Consider the following 22828-nt stretch of genomic DNA (forward strand, 5'->3'; position numbering starts at 1 on the left):
TTTGTGACCCAAAACTAATATACAATGATGGACGCTCATGACACTAATCAACCCTTGAACCAAGGGGAATTAGAAGAAGAAAAAAAAACAGTCGAGGTTTCTGAAGCTATAACAGAGACTCCAACTGAAGAAGTTACTGCCGAAGTTCAAACTGAAGCAGCTCCTAAACCTGCTACAAAGGAAGATGTATTGAACCAATTAAAGGAGCTTGCGCAGAATGCAGAAAATGCGAACAAGCAGGATATCGACAATCTGAAACAATCATTCTACAAGTTACATAACGCCGAACTGGAAGCTGCTAAAAAGGAGTTCACAGATAACGGTGGAGCCATTGAGGATTTTGTTCCGCAAGAAGACCCGGAAGAAGAAGAATTCAAACGTCTGATGGGAGTTATCAAAGAAAAGCGAAGCAAAATGGCTGCTGAGTTAGAACGACAAAAAGAAGAAAACCTACAAGTCAAACTTTCCATCATCGAAGAACTGAAGGAATTAGTAGAATCCGGAGATGATGCCAATAAGTCTTATACCGAATTTAAAAAGTTGCAACAGCAGTGGAATGAGACGAAGCTGGTTCCGCAAGGCAAAGTAAATGAACTGTGGAAGAATTATCAATTATATGTAGAGAAGTTCTACGACTTATTGAAGCTGAACAACGAATTCCGCGAATATGACTTCAAGAAGAACTTGGAAATCAAGACTCACCTTTGCGAAGCTGCCGAAAAGTTGGCTGACGAGGAAGATGTTGTTTCCGCTTTCCACCAACTCCAAAAATTGCATCAGGAATTCCGTGATACGGGTCCGGTAGCCAAAGAGTTGCGTGATGAAATATGGAACCGCTTCAAAGCGGCTTCTACCGCTGTCAACCGTCGCCATCAGCAACATTTTGAGGCACTGAAGGAAACAGAACAGCACAATCTAGACCAAAAAACCGTTATCTGCGAAATCGTAGAAGCGATAGAATATAATGAACTGAAAACATTCTCTGCTTGGGAAAACAAGACTCAGGAAGTAATTGCATTGCAAAACAAATGGAAAACAATCGGTTTTGCGCCTCAAAAGATGAATGTGAAGATATTCGAACGTTTCCGTCATGCGTGTGATGACTTCTTCAAGAAAAAAGGAGAGTTCTTCAAGAGCTTGAAAGAAGGAATGAACGAAAATCTGGAAAAGAAAAAAGCACTGTGCGAGAAAGCGGAAGCCTTGAAAGACAGCACTGACTGGAAAGCTACTGCCGACGCTCTCACCAAACTTCAAAAAGAGTGGAAGACTATCGGACCGGTAGCCAAGAAACATTCGGATGCAGTATGGAAACGTTTCATTTCCGCTTGTGACTATTTCTTCGACCAGAAAAACAAAGCTACTTCTTCACAACGTTCTGTGGAAGCAGAGAACATGGAGAAAAAGAAAGCATTGATCGAAAAGCTGTCTGCCATCGACGAAAACATGGATATGGAAGAAGCCAGTACACTTGTTCGGGAGTTAATGAAAGAATGGAACTCTATCGGTCATGTGCCATTCAAAGAGAAAGATAAACTTTACAAGCAATACCACAACTTGATTGACCAATTGTTTGACCGTTTCAACATCAATGCTTCCAATAAGAAACTAAGTAACTTCCGTTCTAACATCAGCAATATTCAAGGAAGTGGCCCGCAATCTTTATACAGAGAACGAGAAAAGCTGGTACGTGCTTATGAGAATATGAAGAACGAACTACAGACATATGAAAACAATCTGGGCTTCCTGACTTCCACTTCAAAGAAAGGTAGTAGCCTGTTAACTGAATTGAATCGCAAGGTAGACAAATTAAAAGCAGATCTGGACTTGGTTTTACAGAAAATCAAGGTAATTGACGAATCAATAAAAGCTGAAGAGTGATCCGCTCGCTGATTTGAGAAGATACAGGAAAGTGTATCAGAATGCAGATTAACGGTAAATTATCGCAAAAGAATTCTATAGAATATTATCAACGCATAGAATCTTCTGTGATAATTTACCGTTAATCTGCATTTTATCATTCATTATGACACCCTCTTATTTTCAGCCGAACCGAATCTCAAATATCAAAAAAGAGCATCCGTATCACCTAATTAACCACCGAATTAGCGTCAACTTTTTTTCGGATGGCATTTGTCAAAGCACAAAAAACCCGCTAAAATTGCATTTTAGCGGGTTTTTGTCAGTAAAAAGCTAGTGATTTGTTGGGCTACCTGGATTCGAACCAGGAATGACAGGACCAGAATCTGTAGTGTTACCATTACACCATAGCCCAATGATTTTCGTTTGCGGGTGCAAAGATACAAATAAATTGGGAAATCAAAACATTTCAGCTATTTTTTTTGCAAAAATCCTCAAATTAGTTTTCCCTAAGCAACTATCTCCACTAAAAAACACAAAAATTGAAGTATAACTTTCTTGTATCCAATAAATCAGCGTATATTTGTCAAAAATATCACGTTTATAATCAGAAACAAAGGGTGAGCCTTTTTTGTTATAAACCAAAAGAGAACATGAATTATTAATATCAAATGTAAGAATGAACGATACTAAAGTATTAATCGAGAAAATAAAAGAGGGAATTCAAGAAAAAAAAGGTAAGAATATCGTTATTGCCGATCTAACCAAAATAGAAGATACCATCTGTAAATATTTCGTTATCTGTCAGGGAAACTCTCCCAGCCAAGTAAGTGCTATTGTAGACTCAATCAAAGAATCCGCACGAAAGGGTGCTGACAGCAAGCCTTTTGCAGTAGACGGACTCCGGAATGCCGAATGGGTAGCTATGGATTATGCAGATGTATTGGTACATGTATTTTTACCGGAAACAAGAGCCTTTTATAATCTTGAACACCTTTGGGCTGATGCCAAACTTACTCAAATCCCCGATTTAGACTAAATTACGATTATGGACAATAAGAATAGCAATAACAATAATAACAGCAACAAACCTAACAATAAGGTTAACTTGCCAAAGTTCAATTTGAACTGGATGTATATGATTATTGCCCTGATGCTTCTCGGCCTCTGGTGGGGCAGTGATTCAAAGGGTGTCGGAAGTAAAAACGTTACTTACAGCGAGTTTCAGGACTACGTAAGAAATGGATATGTCAGCAAAGTACTGGGTTATGAAGACAAGTCAATCGAAGCTTATCTGAAACCCACTGCTGTTGGCGCTGTATTCGGAGCAGACTCCACAAAGGTGGGACGTAACCCCGTCATTACCAGCCGGACGCCGTCTACCGATAAGTTGGAAGAATTCCTGCAAACGGAAAAAGAAGCCGGTCATTTCGACGGAACATCGGATTACCCTCCTAAGTCGGACATATTTCCCGCTATCTTGATTCAGATCCTTCCACTCGTTCTGCTAGTAGCACTATGGATATTTTTCATGCGCCGTATGAGCGGTGGTGGAAGTGGAGGTCCCGGTGGCGTATTCAACGTAGGGAAATCAAAAGCCCAACTTTTTGAAAAAGGAGGAGCCATCAAAGTCACCTTCAAGGATGTAGCCGGTCTGGCGGAAGCCAAACAGGAAGTGGAAGAGATTGTCGAGTTCCTGAAAGAGCCGCAGAAATACACGGATCTGGGAGGTAAAATACCTAAAGGAGCTTTGTTAGTAGGCCCTCCGGGAACAGGTAAGACATTGCTTGCCAAAGCGGTTGCCGGTGAAGCGAACGTACCCTTCTTCTCCCTTGCCGGATCGGATTTTGTGGAAATGTTCGTAGGTGTAGGCGCATCCCGCGTCCGCGACTTGTTCAAGCAGGCAAAAGAGAAAGCTCCTTGTATTGTCTTTATTGACGAAATCGACGCAGTGGGACGCGCACGTGGTAAAAATCCCGCAATGGGAGGAAACGACGAGCGCGAAAACACCTTGAACCAGTTGCTTACGGAAATGGATGGCTTCGGTTCCAACAGTGGTGTGATTATTCTTGCCGCTACCAACCGGGTAGACGTATTGGACAAAGCCTTGCTCCGTGCAGGGCGTTTCGACCGTCAGATACACGTAGATCTGCCCGACCTGAATGAACGTAAAGAAGTATTCGGCGTACACTTGCGCCCGATCAAGATAGATGACACGGTAGATGTAGACTTGCTGGCTCGCCAGACTCCGGGATTCTCCGGCGCCGACATTGCCAATGTCTGCAACGAAGCGGCATTGATCGCTGCCCGTCACGGAAAGAAATTCGTTGGCAAACAAGACTTCTTGGATGCAGTAGACCGTATCATCGGTGGTCTGGAAAAGAAAACCAAGATTACTACAGAAGCCGAAAGACGTTCTATCGCCTTGCACGAAGCAGGACACGCATCCATCTCCTGGTTGCTGGAATACGCCAACCCTCTAATCAAAGTGACAATTGTTCCTCGTGGACGTGCATTGGGAGCAGCCTGGTATTTGCCGGAAGAGCGTCAGATCACAACAAAAGAACAAATGCTCGATGAAATGTGTGCTACGCTGGGAGGACGTGCAGCCGAAGACTTATTTATCGGCCGTATCTCTACCGGTGCCATGAACGATCTGGAAAGGGTTACGAAACAGGCATACGGCATGATTGCTTATTTAGGAATGAGTGATAAGCTGCCTAACTTATGTTATTACAACAACGAAGAATACTCCTTCAACCGTCCATATAGCGAGAAAACAGCCGAACTTATCGACGAAGAAGTAAAAAGGATGGTCAACGAACAGTATGAACGTGCCAAAAAAATCCTGTCTGAACATCAGGAAGGTCACAATCAATTGGCACAATTACTGATTGACAAAGAAGTGATCTTCGCGGAAGACGTTGAGCGTATCTTCGGAAAGCGTCCTTGGGCTTCCCGTTCAGAAGAAATCATGGCAGCCAAAGAAAGCCAGGATGCGGCTAAAGCAGAAAAGCAACTTGCTGAAAAGCTGAAAGGGGAAGAAAAAGAGATAAAAGAAGAGGAAGCCAAGAATTCTGCGGAAGAAAAAGCTGCGGAAGGAAAAGTTACCGTAGAAGGTTCCAAAGTCACTGTAGAGAAAAACACATCTACGGAACCGACTACCGATAAAGAAAAATAAGCCACTGTTTAATCAATTAAAAAACGAGCTGATTGTGAACAATTTTATAAAACGAGCCATCACAGGTGTACTCTTTGTTGCTATTTTGGTAGGATGCATCCTCTATGGCGCATTTAGCTTCGGCATCTTATTTACCGCCATTAGCGCACTCACCATTTATGAGTTCGGACAGCTGGTTAATATGCGTGCGGAAGGGGTTCAGATAAACAAGACCATCAATATGTTGGGCGGCGCTTATCTGTTTCTTGCCATCATGGGATTCTGCATTGACGCGGCTGATTCCAAAATCTTTATCCCCTACGTACTGCTATTGCTGTATATGATGATCAGCGAGCTGTATCTGAAGAAAGAGAATCCCGTGCTTAACTGGGCTTATTCCATGTTCAGCCAACTCTACATCGGGCTTCCGTTCGCTTTACTGAATGTATTAGCTTTCCACAACGATCCGGAATACAGCAGCATAAGTTATAACCCTATTCTACCACTATCTATCTTTATTTTCCTTTGGCTGAATGACACAGGTGCTTATTGCATCGGTTCGCTTATCGGAAAGCATAGATTATTCGAGCGTATCTCTCCTAAGAAATCATGGGAAGGTTCTATCGGCGGCGGAGTAGTAGCGATCGGAGTAGCCTTCATACTCGCTCATTATTTCCCGGTGATGTCCATGCCGGAATGGGCAGGGCTGGCTTTAGTCGTAGTTATATTCGGCACATGGGGGGATTTGACAGAATCACTGCTGAAACGTCAGTTGCACGTTAAAGATTCGGGAACTATTCTTCCTGGACACGGAGGAATGCTCGACCGTTTTGACAGTTCTTTAATGGCTATTCCGGCAGCAGTCGTTTATCTGTATGCACTAACCTGGTTCTAATCCAATCGCTTTATCGGATTATCAAACAAACCAACATCATAAAAAGAAAAGGTCGGGAACTTCACAGGAAGTGAGCCCGACCTTTTTCACACACAGCGAATCATAGTTAGAGGTTATCGGATTGAAGAAGTGGAATGCACATCCTTCGCCTTTTCCGGCACTCCTACCGGATGGTCGAAATCAAGAACGATCACTCTTCCTTCTCCATTTTCTTTTGAATTTATAGTAACTTTAAAACCTTTCATCGTAGTTTCACCATCCTCTTCCGTCGGATAAAAATCTTCCAGATTATAGGAAACCCGTCCCCATCCCCAATAACCGGTCACATCATCATACGTATTATAACGCAACTCCAGATGAACATAACCGTCTTCAGCAACATTTACCGTCTCCGGTGCCGATGGATCGCCAAGTTCACCGGGTTCAGTCGTATCCATCAGATTCTGAACAAGGCTGATACGATGTTTCGTCGAACGAGGTAGGTTCTGATGGAAAATAACATTCAGGTATTTCCCCCCTAGCCACATATCACCTTGATAAATCACAATCGGATCATTTCCAAATTCCTCCTCTTCTTCCGTAGTTTTCATTTCTTCCACCCCTTTAGTCAAGACATCCTGAATGCCTTCCATTTTTACCTGAACGCCCTTTTCGTCTTTCATATCAGCCAAAGGATTAAAGAATGCAACCACCCGTTCACCATCTACCGGTCTGTACCAAGGAATGGAAGAGCTGACCGGATCAATGATTCCCCAACGGTCACCCTCCAGGAAATAACCGCCGCCACCGGTTGTACGTACGGTCGCCCAGTCCCAACTGAAATCTCCGATAGAATAATAATCGTCGTCATCGTCACATGACTGCAACATTGGCACCAATGCCAACAATAGAATTCCTAAAAGCCATTTAAATTTTTTCATGTTAGATCCTTTCTTTTTTAACCTTCTGTCTTATAAATAAAAAAGCCGTGCAAATATTGCATCGGCTTTACGTTTATTCAGAAAAAGAAAGTTATTTTTTCAACAGCTCCAACATCTTGCACGCCGCATGACGAGGAGCGCCTGCCGGACCTAGCCGTTCAGCCATACGCTCATATTCCGCCAGCATTTCACGCCTGTACTTGTCATCTTCAAGAATCTTTTCCAGTTCACTCTGCATATTCTTCACAGTCATCGTATCAGCCACCAACTCCTTCACAACCTCACGGTCCGCAATCAGATTGACCAAAGAAATGAACTTCACCGTCAGAATATGACGCCTCAAAAACGAAATCACCTTTCCAATCGGAGTGTGATAACAAACTACCTGCGGAACGCGGAACAACGCCGTTTCAAGGGTAGCCGTTCCCGAAGTAACCAATGCCGCATCCGCGTGTTGCAGCAGACGATAAGTCTGACCAAAAATAATTTTCACCTTCGACTCTCCTATATACTGTTCGTAATATTCAGGAGCAATGGAAGGAGCGCCAGCCAGAACAAGTTGGTAGTCGGGGAAAGCAGAAGCCGCCTTCAACATATCCGGCAAGTTATCTTTTATCTCCTGCTTTCTGCTTCCTGCCAAAAGTGCAATAATCGGTTTATTCTCCAACTGATTATCCGCAATAAACCCAGCCGTATTTTTCGGATGCGCTTCCTGATAGGCCGTCACTTCATCCACCGTAGGATTCCCCACATAATGGATAGGATAGTGATGCTTTCCTTCAAAGAACTCCACTTCAAAAGGAAGAATGGAGAAAAGCTCGTCCACATCACGCTTTATATTCTTGATGCGGTATTCTTTCCAAGCCCATATCTTCGGAGAAATATAATAATATACGGGAATCTGCGTCTTTGCGTGGACAAACTTGGCGATATCCAGATTGAATCCCGGATAATCTACCAAAATGACAACATCCGGATTCCAGGAAACGATATCTTCCTTGCAACGTCTCATATTGGCAAAGATAGTACGCAGATGGAGCAACACCGGAACAAATCCCATATAAGCCAACTCCTTATAATGTTTCACCATCGTACCGCCTACGGCAGCCATCAGATCACCGCCGAAAAAACGAAATTCAGCTTGAGGATCTTCCACCTTCAAAGCTGCCATCAGATGAGAAGCGTGCAAGTCACCGGAGGCTTCGCCCACAATCAGATAATACTTCATAGAGTTGAGAGTTGAGAGTTGAGAGTTGAGAGTTGGTAGGGATAGATGACCAATAGAGTGTCATGCTTTCTTTTTCAACTTTCAATTTTCAACTAATTAAACCATTTATTAAGTTCATCAATAAAGTGATATGCCGTCACATCGACAGTCGTCGGAGTGATGGCCACGTAGCCGTTTGCTAATGCCCAATGATCGTTCCTTTCATTTTCAGGTTCGTGATCGGTAAATTCACCTGTCAGCCAAAAGTAATTCGGATCGCTCAGACGAGGGCAAGCAGCCCACTCGTTCGTCCAACACCCTTTGGCCTGTTCGCAAATCTTTACTCCTTTTATATCAGCCGTATCCGGGAAATTCACATTCAAGCAAGTCAAAGGAGGAAGTCCTTTTTCCAGTACCATCGCGGCAATCTTGCGTATATAAGGTCCCGCAGCCTCAAAATCCGCATCGGGAGCATGATTGCACAAAGAGAATCCAATGGAAGGAATCCCATTCAGACAACCTTCAAACACAACTCCCATCGTACCTGAATAATGTACATTGGTAGCCGAATTATCCCCATGATTAATACCACCTACTACCAAATCCGGTGTCCGGTCGAGTACTGTATTCCGAGCCAGTTTAATGCAATCGGTCGGGGTTCCCGAACATTTGTATACAGTCAGTCCAACTTCTTTTTTGACCAATTGATAATGAACAGGTTGTGTCACCGTAAGCGCGCATCCGCTACCGGAACGCGGTGAATCCGGTGCCATTACCACGATTTCTCCTAATGGACGGAGAAACTTAACCAGCTCGCTAATACCTTTAGCCATAATCCCGTCATCATTTGAAACGAGTATCAACGGCCTCTTATTTTCCATATATTCAATCCTTTCCTTTTTTTAATTATTCGCACAAAAGTAGCAAAAAGAAGCCGGAATGCCAACATTGGTCAAATATAATCCTTTGAAGTTTCGTAAGTTCAACCGACAAACTCAATCCGCCTGCAGTCATTTTCCGGTCAGAACGACTTTCTCAGCCGGATACAAGCCGGACATTGAGTTATTCATGCGGCTTGTTTAATACATTATACAGCTTGCTTAATACATTTATACGGTAGATTTAATGTATTTAGACGGTAATAACAACTCGTTTTACGTATATGAGCCATTCGGTTCACGTACGAAAACCTGAAAGTCCACGTACATCATCCGAACGAATCACGTACGTGAAACGGGAACGCAGTGCCTACCAAATACATTAGCAGTGCCCTGTCTGTACGTTACATCTACCGGCTTTGGCTTTAAATACCGCATCATATACAGAGAACATAACCACTAAACAACTACTTCATTCAGAAGAAAACACAGCAAAAGCTCAATCTTCCAGTCAAAAAGGACTTTCTTAATACATAGGAATACAAAAGTCAGAATACGCATCAAAACACTAATAGTCAATCATATTATACACGCGAATGCCCAAACAGTAATGGATTAAGGTGATAATAAAAGGCCTTATTTTTCCTATTATCACCTTATTATCACTCACTATTATCACCAAATCACACTTGATTATCAACATGTTAAGCCTAAGAAGTGACAAGTGACAATAAAAAGAGAGTTTTAAAACTCTATGAAAGCAACGGAATCTCCTCCTCTCCCACCCGTTTACAAATCTTAATCTTCTGCAAGCGAGCAAAAAAAGGAATAGATATCCAATATAAATATGTATATTTGCAAACTCATAAAGAGAAAAACAGATGACGAACCTGCAAGATTTTGTAACTGTTTCGTCCGACAGTTATTAACAAAACAGGTGACTTATCAACAGAAATTGCAAAGTTTCTCTTTTTTCGTAGGCGCTCTAAGGATTTATCACTTATTTCGCTGCCAATAAATTTAGAGAATATGGGAAAAATTATTGCTTTGGCCAATCAAAAAGGTGGTGTAGGAAAGACAACGACTACGATTAACCTCGCAGCCTCACTTGCCACACTGGAAAAAAAGGTACTCGTGATAGATGCCGACCCGCAGGCTAATGCCTCTTCCGGACTGGGAGTAGACATTAAGCAGTCGGAATGCACTATCTATGAATGTATTATTGACAGAGCCAACGTACAGGACGCTATCCTCGACACGGAAATCGATTCTTTAAAAGTAATCTCTTCGCACATCAATCTTGTAGGAGCAGAGATTGAAATGCTGAACCTCCCAAACCGCGAAAAGATTCTGAAAGAAGTGCTCACTCCTTTGAAGGAAGAATATGACTATATCCTGATAGACTGCTCGCCTTCATTGGGACTTATCACCATTAATGCCCTGACAGCGGCAGATTCTGTGATTATCCCCGTACAAGCCGAATATTTCGCTCTTGAGGGTATCAGCAAGCTGCTGAACACGATCAAAATCATCAAATCAAAACTGAATCCGGCTCTGGAAATCGAAGGATTCCTCCTTACGATGTACGACTCACGTCTGCGTCAGGCCAATCAGATCTACGATGAGGTGAAACGCCACTTTCAGGAATTGGTGTTCAACACCGTTATCCAACGAAATGTCAAACTGAGCGAGGCTCCCAGCTACGGTGTTCCGACCATTCTTTATGATGCGGATTCCACCGGCGCCAAGAACCACCTGGCTCTTGCTAAAGAGATTATCAACCGAAATAAATAAAAGAAGAAGATATGGCAACACAGAGAAGAAATGCATTAGGACGCGGACTTGACGCCTTGCTCTCGATGGATGATGTGAAAACCGAAGGTTCTTCTTCCATTAATGAGATAGAACTGGCAAAGATTGCTGTCAATCCCAACCAGCCCCGTCGTGAGTTTGACGAAACAGCTTTACAGGAACTGGCTGATTCGATTGCCGAAATCGGTATTATCCAACCGATCACCTTACGCAAAATATCGGACGATGAATATCAGATCATTGCCGGAGAGCGTCGTTACCGCGCTTCACAAAAGGCCGGACTGAAAACAATTCCCGCTTATATCCGCACTGCTGACGACGAGAACATGATGGAAATGGCGCTGATTGAAAACATCCAGCGTGAAGACTTGAATGCCGTAGAAATCGCACTTGCCTACCAGCACCTGCTTGACCAGTACGAACTGACCCAGGAACGCTTGAGCGAACGTATCGGCAAGAACCGGACAACCATCGCCAACTATCTGCGTTTGTTGAAACTGCCCGCTCCCATACAGATGGCTTTGCAGAACAAGCAGTTGGACATGGGACATGCGCGTGCGTTGATTTCACTGGGTGATCCGAAACTGCAAGTTAAAATATTTGAGGAAATACAAGAACACGGATATTCAGTCCGCAAAGTAGAAGAAATTGTTAAATCATTAAGCGAAGGAGAAGCTGTGAAAAGCGGTACGCGGAAAATAACTCCGAAGCGTGCCAAACTTCCGGAAGAGTTCAACTTACTGAAGAAACAACTCTCAGGCTTTTTCAACACCAAGGTACAACTCACCTGTTCCGAAAAAGGGAAAGGGAAAATCAGCATTCCTTTCGGCAACGAGGAAGAACTGGAACGTATCATGGAAATCTTCGACACGCTAAAGAAGTAAATGACAAGAAAAAGTAAGAAATATCAGTTACTCGTCATCACCCTGCTTCTCTGTATTTTACAGGTGGCAGGGATTGATGTGTATGCACAGTCCACTGTCACCCCGATGAAAAGGGACACGACTATCACGCAACGGGAAGCCCCGAAAGCCCGTGCCCGCAGACATCGTGAACCGGCTGTACAAGATTCTTTGAAGAAAGACTCGGTCCGGATTGTTCCCTCCAAAGAGCTTGTACCCCTCGACAGTCTGTCGGCCGCCAGCATACAAATAGCCGATAGTCTGGATGCAGCCAACAAGAAAGAATTGAAAAAAATTGAGCAGCCGGCATCCATCATGGTTAAGGCAGACAGCGTGCCGCCCGCAAAGGATATCAACAAAAAGATATTCATCCCGAATCCTACCAAAGCAACTTGGCTGGCAGTCGTATTTCCCGGCGGCGGACAGATTTACAACCGCAAATACTGGAAACTACCTATTATATATGGAGGATTTGCCGGATGTGCATACGCGTTGAGTTGGAATGGCAAGATGTATAAAGACTACTCACAAGCCTATCTGGACATTATGGACAGCAATCCGAATACAAAAAGTTACGAAGACTTGTTGCCGCCCAACGCCACCTACAACGAAGAGCAGCTGAAAAATACAATAAAACGAAGAAAAGATATGTTCCGTCGTTATCGGGACCTCAGCATATTTGCATTTATCGGAGTTTACTTGATCTCTATCATCGACGCATACGTAGATGCGGAGTTGTCCAACTTCGATATCACCCCCGACTTGAGTATGAAAGTAGAACCGGCTGTTATTGACAATAACAACCAATTCCGCTCTACCAGTTTGAAGAATAAATCGGTGGGATTGCAATGTGTATTACGATTTTAAAAAACACAATTTAGATTGATCTTATTATTGAAGCATGAAGAAATTAGTTAACTATTGTTCGATTATGTTCCTTTTACTAGTGGCAACATCGCAAGTAAAAGCGCAAAGTGTAGATGTAGTGATTCGTGAAAATGGAACTGAGCGCAAAGAGAGCATTGACTTGCCTAAAAGTATGACATACCCGCTCGACAGCCTGTTGAATGACTGGAAAGCCAAAAACTATATTGACTTGGGTAAAGATTGCAGCACAGCGGAAATCAACCCTCTGTTCAGCGATTCGGTTTACATCGACCGTTTGTCGCGCATTCCGGCTGTCATGGAAATGCCCTACAACGATATCATACGCAAATTTATCGATATGTATGCAGGACGTTTGCGCAACCAGGTTTCTTTCATGTTAAGCGCTTGCAACTTCTATATGCCTATTTTCGAGGAAGCATTAGATGCATACGGACTTCCATTGGAGCTGAGATACCTTCCGATTATCGAATCCGCGTTGAATCCTTCAGCCGTATCGCGTGCCGGAGCTTCCGGTTTGTGGCAATTCATGATCGGTACGGGAAAGATTTACGGACTGGAGTCGAATAGTCTTGTGGACGAACGTCGCGACCCAATCAAGGCGACTTGGGCTGCCGCACGCTACCTCAAAGAGATGTATAATATTTACGGTGACTGGAATCTCGTGATTGCAGCCTACAATTGCGGTCCCGGCACTATCAATAAGGCAATCCGCCGCGCCAATGGTGAAACCGACTATTGGAAGATTTACAATTACCTGCCCAAAGAAACACGCGGATATGTACCGGCCTTTATCGCAGCCAACTATGTGATGACTTATTATTGCGATCATAACATCTGCCCGATGGAAACCAACATTCCGGCAAGCACGGATACCGTACAAGTCAACAAGAATCTGCATTTCGAGCAAATAGCCGACTTGTGCAACGTTCCGTTGGACCAAATCAAAAGTCTGAACCCGCAATATAAGAAACAAATCATTCCGGGTGATAACAAACCGTATACCCTCCGCCTACCGATCGAAGCCATCAGCACTTTTATCGACAGACAGGATACAATTTTCGCACATCGTGCGGATGAATTGTTCCGCAACCGTAAGACCGTTGCCGTGAAAGAGATCAGTCCTTCTACACGCAGGGCTGCGACAGCAGTTGCAGGTAAAGGGAAACCAACCTATTACAAGATAAAAAGTGGTGACACTTTATCGTCCATTGCCGAGAAATACGGAGTCAGAGTGAAGGATATACAGCGATGGAACGGAATGTCTAACACGAAGATTGCAGCAGGAAAACGATTGAAAATATACAAATAAACAGTTTCCCGCTTGCACCGTTCGGAAATTTGCTTATTTTTGCAAAACTAAGCAAATGAGAGGATAACAATTATGGATAATCTGCCCCCAAAAGAAATAGCTGATGAAGATATGATCAATCAGGCGTTCCAGCAACTACTGAATGATTATCTCAGCACAAAACATCGCAAGAAAGTTGAAATCATCACGAAAGCTTTCAACTTCGCCAATCAAGCGCATAAAGGTATCAAACGCCGTTCGGGTGAACCTTACATTATGCACCCGATTGCCGTTGCAAGTATTGTATGCAACGAAATCGGTTTGGGCTCGACCTCCATCTGCGCAGCCTTATTGCACGATGTGGTAGAAGATACCGACTACACCGTTGAGGATATTGAAAACATCTTCGGGCCGAAGATTGCCCAGATCGTAGACGGACTGACTAAGATATCCGGTGGAATATTTGGCGACCGCGCCTCAGCACAAGCAGAGAACTTCAAAAAGTTACTGCTTACCATGTCGAATGATATCCGGGTTATCCTTATCAAGATAGCCGACCGTTTGCATAATATGCGTACACTCGGTTCGATGTTGCCCAACAAGCAATATAAGATTGCGGGTGAAACGCTCTATATCTACGCTCCGCTGGCCAACCGCCTGGGGCTCTATAAGATAAAGACCGAGCTGGAAAACCTGAGCTTCAAATACGAACATCCCGAAGAATATGCGGAGATAGAGGAAAAGCTGAACGCCACAGCCGCCGAACGCGATAAGGTCTTTAATGATTTCACAGCCCCTATCCGTACACAACTCGATAAGATGGGATTGAAATACCGGATTCTCGCCCGTGTAAAATCAATCTATTCCATCTGGAACAAGATGCAGACCAAGCATGTTCCTTTCGAAGAGATCTATGACTTGCTGGCGGTCCGGATTATTTTCGAGCCCCGCAATATGGAAGAAGAGCTCAATGATTGTTTTGACATCTATGTATCTATCTCCAAAATATATAAGCCGCACCCGGATCGCCTGCGCGATTGGGTAAGCCACCCCAAAGCAAACGGTTACCAGGCATTGCACGTGACTCTTATGGGTAACAACGGGCAATGGATCGAAGTCCAGATCCGTAGCGAACGGATGAACGACGTTGCCGAACAAGGCTTTGCAGCACATTGGAAATACAAAGAAGGAGGAGGCAGCGAGGATGAAGGAGAACTGGAAAAATGGTTGAAGACCATTAAGGAAATATTGGATGATCCGCAACCGGACGCCATCGACTTCTTGGACACTATCAAACTGAACTTATTTGCTTCCGAAATATTTGTGTTCACACCCAAAGGGGAACTAAAGACTATGCCGCAGAATTCAACGGCACTCGACTTCGCATTCTCCCTGCATACCGACATCGGTAGCCATTGTATCGGCGCTAAAGTCAATCACAAATTAGTGCCGCTTAGTCACAAGCTGCAAAGTGGAGACCAGGTTGAGGTATTAACTTCTAAATCGCAACGTGTGCAACCGCAATGGGAAGTTTTCGCGACCACCGCCCGCGCCCGCACTAAGATAGCGGCAATTCTCCGCAAAGAGCGCAAAGCCAATCAAAAGATAGGTGAAGAGCTACTGAATGAGTTCTTGAAAAAAGAGGAAATACGACCGGGAGAAGCTGTCATCGAAAAGTTGCGCAAGTTCCATAACGCCAAGAATGAGGAAGAACTGTTGGCAGCGATTGGCAGCAAAGCAATCATTCTGGGGGAAGCTGACAAGAATGAACTGAAAGAAAAGCAGACCAGCAACTGGAAGAAATACCTTACTTTCTCTTTTGTCAACGGCAACAAAGACAAGCAGCAAGAGGAGAAAGAACCTCAGGAAAAAGAGAAGATCAACCCGAAAGAAGTGCTCAAACTGACAGAAGAAAGTTTGCAGAAAAAATATATCATGGCAGAATGCTGCCACCCTATTCCCGGTGATGACGTTTTGGGATATGTGGATGAGAACGACCGGATTATCATTCATAAACGCCAATGCCCCGTTGCCGCCAAGCTAAAGAGCAGTTACGGCAACCGCATATTAGCCACAGAATGGGATACCCACAAAGAACTGTCATTCCTCGTATATATATATATAAAAGGTATAGACAGCATGGGACTGTTGAATGAAGTGACACAAGTTATCTCCCGGCAGCTTAATGTGAATATCCGCAAGCTGACCATCGAAACCGAAGACGGTATATTTGAGGGTAAAATACAGCTATGGGTTCATGATGTGGAGGATGTAAAGACTATCTGCAACAATCTGAAAAAGATTCAGAATATCAAACAGGTGAGCCGTGTAGAAGAGTAAATTCTATTTTAAAACGAGAATTATCGCAGATTAACGCAACGCAAATAGAATATGAACTATCCGCGCAAATCTGCGTTTAATTCTTATTATTCTTATATCATGCCGTATTTACTTGCGACCATCCAATTCTCCTTTTATTGCTAACAGCTCTTCTTTAATCGCCTTCAACCGATTCATGATTTCATAATTCCGGACAGTAGCTTCTTTATTATCTTTCAAACGTTGGCGGGCGCCCGGAAGCGTCATGCCTTTCTCTTTCACCAGATGATAGATGAGCCCGATTGTTTCCACATCTTCTTTACGATATTGGCGTATTCCTCTACCGGCAGTCTTGGGAGAGATCTGCGGAAACTCCTTTTCCCAAAAACGGAGCAGAGAAGTATTGACTCCGAACATATCGGCAACTTCTCCTATGGAATAATATAGTTTCAGTTCTTTATCCGTATTAAGCATAACACTCCTGTCTTTTTTTAGAATTAATCGAATACCTTACCGTGGTTGGCAGCCAACTGAATCATCTTCTCGTAATCCTCAGCACTTAAATCCATGAAATAATAGTTCACCGGATTCACCACCTGTCCCTTCACGTGCACTTCATAATGGAGATGCGGCCCGGTACTCTTTCCCGTACTACCCACTTTTCCAATCACCTCTCCACGCACCACCTTCTTTCCGACTTTCGTATTAAACCCCTGCAAGTGAGCATATCGAGTGAGATATCCGAAGCCATGATCAATCTCAATGGTATTGCCATATCCGGTTTCCCACCCTACCTTTACCACAGTTCCGTCTCCGGTAGCATATACATCCGTTCCCGGATGAGCGGAAAAGTCCATTCCCGCATGAAACTTCGTCGTACCGTAAATAGGATCAATACGTGTACCATAACCGGAAGCCGTCTGACGAAGGTCCTTATTGGAAATAGGCTGAATGGCGGGAATACATTTCAACATTTCATCATGATTCTTGCACATATCCACCACATCATCAAAAGATTTCGATTGGATATAGAGCCGTTTGGATAGAACGTCCAACTTCTGAGTAGTATTCACCACCAGTTTCGCATTCGCTAAGTCCATCAGTTCCTCATAACGGTTCGTACCTCCGTAACCGGCCTGACGGATAGCGGGAGAAACGGGATCGGCCTGCAGGATTACCCGATAGAGGTTATCATCACGCTGCTGAATATCCTGAAGCACCCCCATAGCGTCGTCCAAACGACGGGAAAGTACATTATATTGTGCCAAAAGACGGCTGTTTTCAATTCTTAATTCCTTCTCCGATGGAGAGCCGAAGATAAGAAGCAACACGATAAAACAGCCCGCTCCCAACCCCATACCATAGAAAAGCCGACGCAAAATACTAAGCGCACGCTGCCGTACGGTGGGGTAAATTCGATCGTATGTCTGCGTCTGTGGATTATAGATATAGTAAACTTTGCGCATCTTTTTGAAAATATTTCGCTTGTTAATACGGCAAAAGTAATAAAAACGAGCTATCTTTGCACAGTTTTTACGAATTTATGAGCTGTGATTTATGATTTATTGGAGATTCCTCCCTTCTCTCATATCCCACAGCCCCATAGTTCATAATTCATAACTCATAATTCTTCATTATATGTTGACTGCAAAAGAGATCAGAGATTCATTCAAGAATTTCTTTGAGTCGAAAGGACACCACATCGTTCCGTCGGCTCCAATGGTGATTAAAGACGACCCTACCCTGATGTTTACCAATGCGGGTATGAACCAGTTTAAAGATATTATTTTGGGCAACCACCCGGCGAAATACAAAAGAGTCGCGGACTCTCAGAAATGTTTGCGCGTAAGCGGAAAGCACAATGACTTGGAGGAGGTAGGACACGATACTTACCATCATACCATGTTCGAAATGCTCGGTAACTGGTCGTTCGGCGATTACTTCAAGAAAGAAGCCATCAGTTGGGCATGGGAATATCTGGTAGATGTCTTGAAACTGAATCCGGAACATCTCTACGCAACCGTATTCGAAGGAAGTCCCGAAGAAGGATTGAGCCGTGACGACGAAGCCGCTTCCTATTGGGAACAATTCCTGCCGAAAGATCATATCATCAACGGCAACAAGCACGATAATTTCTGGGAAATGGGTGATACAGGACCTTGCGGACCTTGTTCCGAAATTCATATCGACCTTCGTCCGGCAGAAGAACGCGCCAAGATTTCCGGTCGCGATCTCGTGAACCATGATCATCCGCAGGTGATTGAAATCTGGAATCTTGTATTCATGCAGTACAACCGCAAGGCAGACAGCAGTCTTGAGCCGCTTCCCGCAAAAGTGATCGACACCGGTATGGGATTCGAACGTCTTTGTATGGCACTTCAAGGCAAAACGTCCAATTATGATACGGACGTATTCCAGCCAATGCTGAAAGCGATTGCAGCCATGTCGGACACAGAATACGGAAAAGACAAGCAGCAAGATATTGCCATGCGTGTGATTGCCGACCACATCCGTACCATTGCGTTCTCTATCACGGACGGTCAGTTGCCTTCCAACGCTAAAGCAGGTTATGTGATCCGTCGTATCCTCCGCCGTGCCGTCCGTTATGGCTATACATTCCTCGGACAGAAGCAAGCATTCATGTACAAGTTGCTTCCTGTGCTGATTGAGAATATGGGTGAGGCTTATCCGGAACTGATTGCACAAAAGACATTGATTGAAAAGGTAATCAAAGAAGAAGAAGAATCATTCCTCCGCACATTGGAGACAGGTATCCGTCTGTTGGATAAGACAATGGAAGATACCAAAACTGCCGGAAAAACAGAAATCAGCGGTAAAGACGCCTTTACCTTATATGATACTTTCGGGTTCCCGCTCGACTTGACAGAACTGATTCTCCGTGAAAACGGTATGACCGTCAACATCGAAGAGTTCAACGAAGAGATGCAGCAGCAGAAGCAACGTGCCCGTAACGCTGCCGCTATCGAAACCGGTGACTGGATCACGCTGAAAGAAGGGACGACCGAATTCGTCGGTTACGACTATACGGAATACGAAGCTTCAATTCTTCGCTATCGCCAGATCAAGCAGAAAAACCAGACCTTGTATCAGATTGTACTAGACTATACTCCGTTCTATGCGGAAAGCGGTGGTCAGGTAGGTGATACCGGTGTGTTGGTAAGCGAGTTCGAAACGATTGAAGTGATCGACACCAAGAAAGAAAACAACCTTCCGATACATATTACCAAAAAGTTACCCGAACATCCGGAAGCTCCGATGATGGCTTGTGTAGACACCGACAAACGTGCTGCCTGCGCAGCCAATCACTCAGCCACTCACTTGCTGGACGCTGCTCTCCGTGAAGTTTTGGGTGAACACGTAGAACAGAAAGGTTCGTTGGTTACACCGGATTCCTTACGTTTCGACTTCTCTCACTTCCAGAAAGTGACCGATGAAGAAATCCGCAAGGTAGAGCACATTGTCAACGCCAAGATACGTGCCAACATTCCTTTGAAGGAGTACCGCAATATTCCTATCGAAGAAGCGAAAGAGCTGGGTGCTATCGCTCTCTTCGGCGAGAAGTACGGTGACAGAGTGCGTGTGATACAGTTCGGATCTTCCATCGAATTCTGTGGAGGTACACACGTAGCTGCTACAGGAAACATCGGTATGGTGAAAATCATCTCCGAAAGTTCCGTTGCTGCCGGTGTCCGCCGTATCGAGGCTTACACAGGAGCACGGGTAGAAGAAATGCTGGACACTATTCAAGACACCCTCAATGACTTGAAAGCTCTCTTCAACAATACTCCGGATCTGGGTATCGCTATCCGTAAATACATTGACGAAAACGCAGGCTTGAAGAAGCAAGTGGAAGACTTCATGAAAGAAAAAGAAGCAGCCTTGAAAGAAAAACTATTGAAGAATATACAGGAAGTAAACGGTGTCAAGGTTATTAAGCTTTGCGCTCCACTGCCTGCAGAAGTGGTGAAGAACATTGCTTTCCAACTTCGCGGTGAAATTACGGAAAACTTGTTCTTCGTAGCCGGAAGCACGGACAATGGCAAACCGATGTTGACAGTCATGTTGAGCGACAACCTCGTAGCAACCGGTCTGAAGGCAGGCAACTTGGTAAAAGAGGCTGCCAAACTGATTCAAGGTGGCGGCGGTGGTCAACCGCACTTTGCTACCGCCGGAGGTAAGAATGCCGACGGACTACCGGCAGCAGTTGAAAAAGTGATAGAGCTGGCAGGAATCTAAAAGTAAACAGATAAAAGGATAGCGTGTCTTAAGGTAGGAATTACTTTAAGACACGCTTTTTTATATATAAATTCAAGCCCCTTATTCCAGTTGTTACGGTTTTTTCCTATCTTTGCCAACAGATTAGTTATTCTCTTATCCTTCAAATAAATAAAATAAGTAATCACTAATACCTAAAGAGCAATGAGAACGCCTATTTATCTATGCTTGCTGTTAACCTGCATGCTGGTTTCCTGTACCCCTACGCAAGAAAAACACGAAACAGATTACACATTGTACGTAAATCCGTTCATCGGAACCGACTTCACCGGAAACACGTATCCCGGTGCTCAAGCTCCTTTCGGCATGGTGCAGCTCAGCCCTGACAACGGACTTCCCGGTTGGGACCGCATCTCCGGTTATTTCTATCCGGACAGTACCATTGCCGGATTCAGCCATACCCACCTTTCCGGTACAGGAGCAGGAGATCTGTACGACATCTCTTTTATGCCTGTCACCCTTCCTTATAAAGAAGCGGAAGCGCCTCTAGGCATTCATTCCAAATTCTCTCATGAAGATGAAAGCGCTTGCGCAGGTTATTATCAAGTACGATTGAAAGACTACAATATCAACGTCGAACTGACTGCAACCGAACGTTGCGGTATCCAACGTTACACCTTTCCCGAAGCCCAATCCGCCATCTTCCTAAATTTGAAAAAGGCCATGAACTGGGACTTCACTAATGATTCTTATATCGAAAAGATAGACTCTGTTACCATTCAAGGCTACCGCTTCTCCGATGGTTGGGCACGCGACCAGCACATCTATTTCCGCACCCGTTTCTCCAGACCTTTCGAGAAAATGGAACTGGACACTACGGCTATTATCAAAGACAACAAACGTATCGGTACAGCCGTCATCGCCCGCTTCGACTTCAATACCAAAGAAGGTGAGCAAATTCTCGTCAATACTGCCATTTCCGGCACAAGCATGGACGGTGCAGCCAAAAACCTGCAAGCGGAAGTCCCCGAAAACGACTTCGACAAATACCTGGCTGAAACAAAAGCGAATTGGAACCGCCAACTTGGTAAAATCGAAGTGAAAGGCGATAACGAAGACGACAAAGTAAACTTCTACACCGCTCTCTATCATTCGATGATTGCCCCGACTATCTACAATGATGTGGACGGCACTTACTACGGCCCTGATAAGAAAGTGCACCAGGCAGACGGCTGGGTGAACTACAGCACTTTCTCCCTGTGGGATACCTATCGTGCAGCCCATCCTCTCTTCACTTACACAGAGCCGGAGCGTGTCAACGACATGATAAAATCCTTCATTGCCTTCTACGAGCAAAATGACCGGTTGCCGGTATGGAACTTCTACGGAAGTGAAACAGATATGATGATCGGCTATCATGCCGTTCCTGTCATCGCAGACGCCTATCTGAAAGGTATCGGTGATTTTGATGCGGAGAAAGCATTGAACGCTTGTGTTGCAACCGCTAATCTGGACAGTTATCGCGGTATCGGGCTTTACAAAGAATTAGGATATATTCCCTACAACGTGACAGACCATTACAACGCTGAGAACTGGTCATTATCTAAAACCTTGGAATATGCCTTCGACGATTACTGCATTGCCGAAATGGCTAAGAAGATGGGCAAACAAGACATTGCGGACACATTCTACAAACGTTCCCGGAACTATAGAAATCTTTATAACCCGGAAACCTCTTTCATGCAGCCGCGTGATGACAAGGGGCACTTTATCAAAGGTTTCAAAGCCGACGACTATACTCCACACATCTGCGAAAGCAACGGATGGCAGTATTTCTGGTCGGTACAGCACGATATTGACGGATTGATAGACCTTGCAGGCGGCAAAAACAGATTTGCCGAGAAACTGGACAGTATGTTCACCTATCATCCGGCAGCAGACGCCGAACTTCCACTGTTCAGTACGGGAATGATCGGTCAATACGCACATGGAAACGAACCGAGCCATCATGTCATCTACCTTTTCAACTCAATAGGCTTCAACGAACGGACTCAATATTACGTAGCAAAAGTAATGAACGAACTTTATAAGAACGAGCCTGCCGGTCTTTGCGGCAACGAAGATTGCGGGCAAATGTCGGCATGGTACGTATTCAGCGCAATGGGCTTCTATCCGGTAAATCCGGTCAGCGGCAAGTACGAAATAGGAACCCCGCTCTTCCCGGAAATGCAGTTGCATCTGGCAAACAGTAAAACATTTACCGTGCTGGCTCCTAATGTAAACAAGAAGAATATCTATATACAGTCAACCAAAGTAAACGGACACCCCTACGACAAAACGTATATCACCCATGAACAAATCATGAGTGGAGCCACCGTAGAATTCGAGATGGGCAGTACCCCAAAAACAATCGGAGTCATATTCGAAGAAAAACGACCTTAAGTATATCTGAACTAATATCTATTG

Annotated in this window: 17 protein-coding genes and 1 tRNA gene; 12 read left to right on the forward strand and 6 right to left on the reverse strand. The window is 44.3% G+C overall.

Translation table 11 applies throughout. The features are described 5' to 3' along the window. Nucleotides 1-24: 24 nt before the first annotated feature. Entirely contained in the window at nucleotides 25-1878 is a 1854-nt protein-coding gene (locus GD630_RS11605) for a DUF349 domain-containing protein (RefSeq protein ID WP_143864877.1), read from the forward strand. 323 nt (nucleotides 1879-2201) lie between these two features. Here GD630_RS11605 and GD630_RS11610 read toward each other — a convergent pair. Continuing rightward, a tRNA-Gln gene (locus GD630_RS11610) sits at nucleotides 2202-2272 on the reverse strand. A gap of 264 nt (nucleotides 2273-2536) precedes the next feature. Here GD630_RS11610 and rsfS point away from each other — a divergent pair. From rsfS to GD630_RS11625, 3 genes are read left to right on the forward strand one after another with little or no spacing between them, the layout of a single operon-like run. Beyond that, nucleotides 2537-2896: a ribosome silencing factor gene (gene rsfS, locus GD630_RS11615; protein ID WP_007764646.1), complete on the forward strand. Its 360-nt coding sequence runs from the start codon at nucleotides 2537-2539 to the stop codon at nucleotides 2894-2896. 9 nt (nucleotides 2897-2905) lie between these two features. Then, nucleotides 2906-5038, forward strand: coding sequence for an ATP-dependent zinc metalloprotease FtsH (gene ftsH / locus GD630_RS11620; protein WP_007764645.1), 2133 nt, complete (start codon nucleotides 2906-2908; stop codon nucleotides 5036-5038). 31 nt (nucleotides 5039-5069) lie between these two features. Next, the gene (locus tag GD630_RS11625; RefSeq protein ID WP_143864876.1) at nucleotides 5070-5912 is read left to right on the forward strand and encodes a phosphatidate cytidylyltransferase; all 843 of its coding nucleotides are present in this window, start codon (nucleotides 5070-5072) and stop codon (nucleotides 5910-5912) included. 113 nt (nucleotides 5913-6025) lie between these two features. Here the strand turns inward: GD630_RS11625 and GD630_RS11630 are convergent, their stop codons facing one another. The 3 genes from GD630_RS11630 to surE form a co-directional block, all read right to left on the reverse strand. Next, on the reverse strand, nucleotides 6026-6832 hold the full coding sequence (locus GD630_RS11630; protein ID WP_143864875.1) for a NigD1/NigD2 family lipoprotein: 807 nt from the start codon (nucleotides 6830-6832) through the stop codon (nucleotides 6026-6028). 91 nt (nucleotides 6833-6923) lie between these two features. Then, a complete protein-coding gene (gene lpxB / locus GD630_RS11635) occupies nucleotides 6924-8060 on the reverse strand; it encodes a lipid-A-disaccharide synthase (protein ID WP_143864874.1) in 1137 nt (378 codons plus the stop codon). Between the two features lie 92 nt (nucleotides 8061-8152). Continuing rightward, nucleotides 8153-8920: a 5'/3'-nucleotidase SurE gene (gene surE / locus GD630_RS11640; protein ID WP_143864873.1), complete on the reverse strand. Its 768-nt coding sequence runs from the start codon at nucleotides 8918-8920 to the stop codon at nucleotides 8153-8155. A gap of 58 nt (nucleotides 8921-8978) precedes the next feature. Here surE and GD630_RS11645 point away from each other — a divergent pair, with 58 nt between their 5' ends. The 6 genes from GD630_RS11645 (at nucleotide 8979) to GD630_RS11670 (ending at nucleotide 16147) form a co-directional block, all read left to right on the forward strand. Then, nucleotides 8979-9122, forward strand: coding sequence for a hypothetical protein (locus GD630_RS11645; RefSeq protein ID WP_153260231.1), 144 nt, complete (start codon nucleotides 8979-8981; stop codon nucleotides 9120-9122). Nucleotides 9123-9946: 824 nt separating this feature from the next. After that, on the forward strand, nucleotides 9947-10711 hold the full coding sequence (locus GD630_RS11650; RefSeq protein ID WP_007749166.1) for a ParA family protein: 765 nt from the start codon (nucleotides 9947-9949) through the stop codon (nucleotides 10709-10711). 11 nt (nucleotides 10712-10722) lie between these two features. After that, nucleotides 10723-11613, forward strand: coding sequence for a ParB/RepB/Spo0J family partition protein (locus GD630_RS11655; RefSeq protein WP_007749168.1), 891 nt, complete (start codon nucleotides 10723-10725; stop codon nucleotides 11611-11613). Continuing rightward, nucleotides 11614-12498, forward strand: coding sequence for a DUF5683 domain-containing protein (locus tag GD630_RS11660; protein ID WP_143864872.1), 885 nt, complete (start codon nucleotides 11614-11616; stop codon nucleotides 12496-12498). It abuts the gene before it with no gap. Nucleotides 12499-12532: 34 nt separating this feature from the next. Beyond that, entirely contained in the window at nucleotides 12533-13828 is a 1296-nt protein-coding gene (locus GD630_RS11665) for a lytic transglycosylase domain-containing protein (protein WP_143864871.1), read from the forward strand. 72 nt (nucleotides 13829-13900) lie between these two features. Beyond that, complete coding sequence (locus tag GD630_RS11670; RefSeq protein ID WP_143864870.1) at nucleotides 13901-16147, forward strand: RelA/SpoT family protein; 2247 nt, start codon at nucleotides 13901-13903, stop codon at nucleotides 16145-16147. Between the two features lie 108 nt (nucleotides 16148-16255). On the opposite strand, the gene GD630_RS11675 is transcribed toward GD630_RS11670, so the two are convergent. Further along, nucleotides 16256-16600, reverse strand: a complete 345-nt coding sequence (locus GD630_RS11675) for a MerR family transcriptional regulator (protein WP_007749190.1) — start codon at nucleotides 16598-16600, stop codon at nucleotides 16256-16258. 23 nt (nucleotides 16601-16623) lie between these two features. Then, complete coding sequence (locus GD630_RS11680) at nucleotides 16624-17592, reverse strand: M23 family metallopeptidase (protein ID WP_143864869.1); 969 nt, start codon at nucleotides 17590-17592, stop codon at nucleotides 16624-16626. A 172-nt stretch (nucleotides 17593-17764) separates the two neighbouring features. On the opposite strand from GD630_RS11680, the gene alaS reads away from it, so the two are divergent. Both alaS and GD630_RS11690 read left to right on the forward strand, forming a co-directional pair. Further along, on the forward strand, nucleotides 17765-20383 hold the full coding sequence (alaS, locus tag GD630_RS11685; protein WP_143864868.1) for an alanine--tRNA ligase: 2619 nt from the start codon (nucleotides 17765-17767) through the stop codon (nucleotides 20381-20383). A gap of 183 nt (nucleotides 20384-20566) precedes the next feature. Continuing rightward, nucleotides 20567-22804, forward strand: coding sequence for a GH92 family glycosyl hydrolase (locus GD630_RS11690; RefSeq protein ID WP_143864867.1), 2238 nt, complete (start codon nucleotides 20567-20569; stop codon nucleotides 22802-22804). The last annotated feature ends 24 nt before the right edge of the window (nucleotides 22805-22828 follow it).

The sequence above is a fragment of the Bacteroides zhangwenhongii genome (genome assembly GCF_009193325.2).
GTDB lineage: Bacteria > Bacteroidota > Bacteroidia > Bacteroidales > Bacteroidaceae > Bacteroides > Bacteroides zhangwenhongii.

Coding starts and splice junctions, on each gene's coding strand:
- GD630_RS11605 (WP_143864877.1), top strand. CDS start 25: ATGATGGACGCTCATGACACTAATCAACCCTTGAACCAAGGGGAATTA.
- rsfS (WP_007764646.1), top strand. CDS start 2,537: ATGAACGATACTAAAGTATTAATCGAGAAAATAAAAGAGGGAATTCAA.
- ftsH (WP_007764645.1), top strand. CDS start 2,906: ATGGACAATAAGAATAGCAATAACAATAATAACAGCAACAAACCTAAC.
- GD630_RS11630 (WP_143864875.1), bottom strand. CDS start 6,832: ATGAAAAAATTTAAATGGCTTTTAGGAATTCTATTGTTGGCATTGGTG.
- lpxB (WP_143864874.1), bottom strand. CDS start 8,060: ATGAAGTATTATCTGATTGTGGGCGAAGCCTCCGGTGACTTGCACGCT.
- surE (WP_143864873.1), bottom strand. CDS start 8,920: ATGGAAAATAAGAGGCCGTTGATACTCGTTTCAAATGATGACGGGATT.
- GD630_RS11645 (WP_153260231.1), top strand. CDS start 8,979: ATGCCAACATTGGTCAAATATAATCCTTTGAAGTTTCGTAAGTTCAAC.
- GD630_RS11650 (WP_007749166.1), top strand. CDS start 9,947: ATGGGAAAAATTATTGCTTTGGCCAATCAAAAAGGTGGTGTAGGAAAG.
- GD630_RS11655 (WP_007749168.1), top strand. CDS start 10,723: ATGGCAACACAGAGAAGAAATGCATTAGGACGCGGACTTGACGCCTTG.
- GD630_RS11660 (WP_143864872.1), top strand. CDS start 11,614: ATGACAAGAAAAAGTAAGAAATATCAGTTACTCGTCATCACCCTGCTT.
- GD630_RS11665 (WP_143864871.1), top strand. CDS start 12,533: ATGAAGAAATTAGTTAACTATTGTTCGATTATGTTCCTTTTACTAGTG.
- GD630_RS11670 (WP_143864870.1), top strand. CDS start 13,901: ATGGATAATCTGCCCCCAAAAGAAATAGCTGATGAAGATATGATCAAT.
- GD630_RS11675 (WP_007749190.1), bottom strand. CDS start 16,600: ATGCTTAATACGGATAAAGAACTGAAACTATATTATTCCATAGGAGAA.
- GD630_RS11680 (WP_143864869.1), bottom strand. CDS start 17,592: ATGCGCAAAGTTTACTATATCTATAATCCACAGACGCAGACATACGAT.
- alaS (WP_143864868.1), top strand. CDS start 17,765: ATGTTGACTGCAAAAGAGATCAGAGATTCATTCAAGAATTTCTTTGAG.
- GD630_RS11690 (WP_143864867.1), top strand. CDS start 20,567: ATGAGAACGCCTATTTATCTATGCTTGCTGTTAACCTGCATGCTGGTT.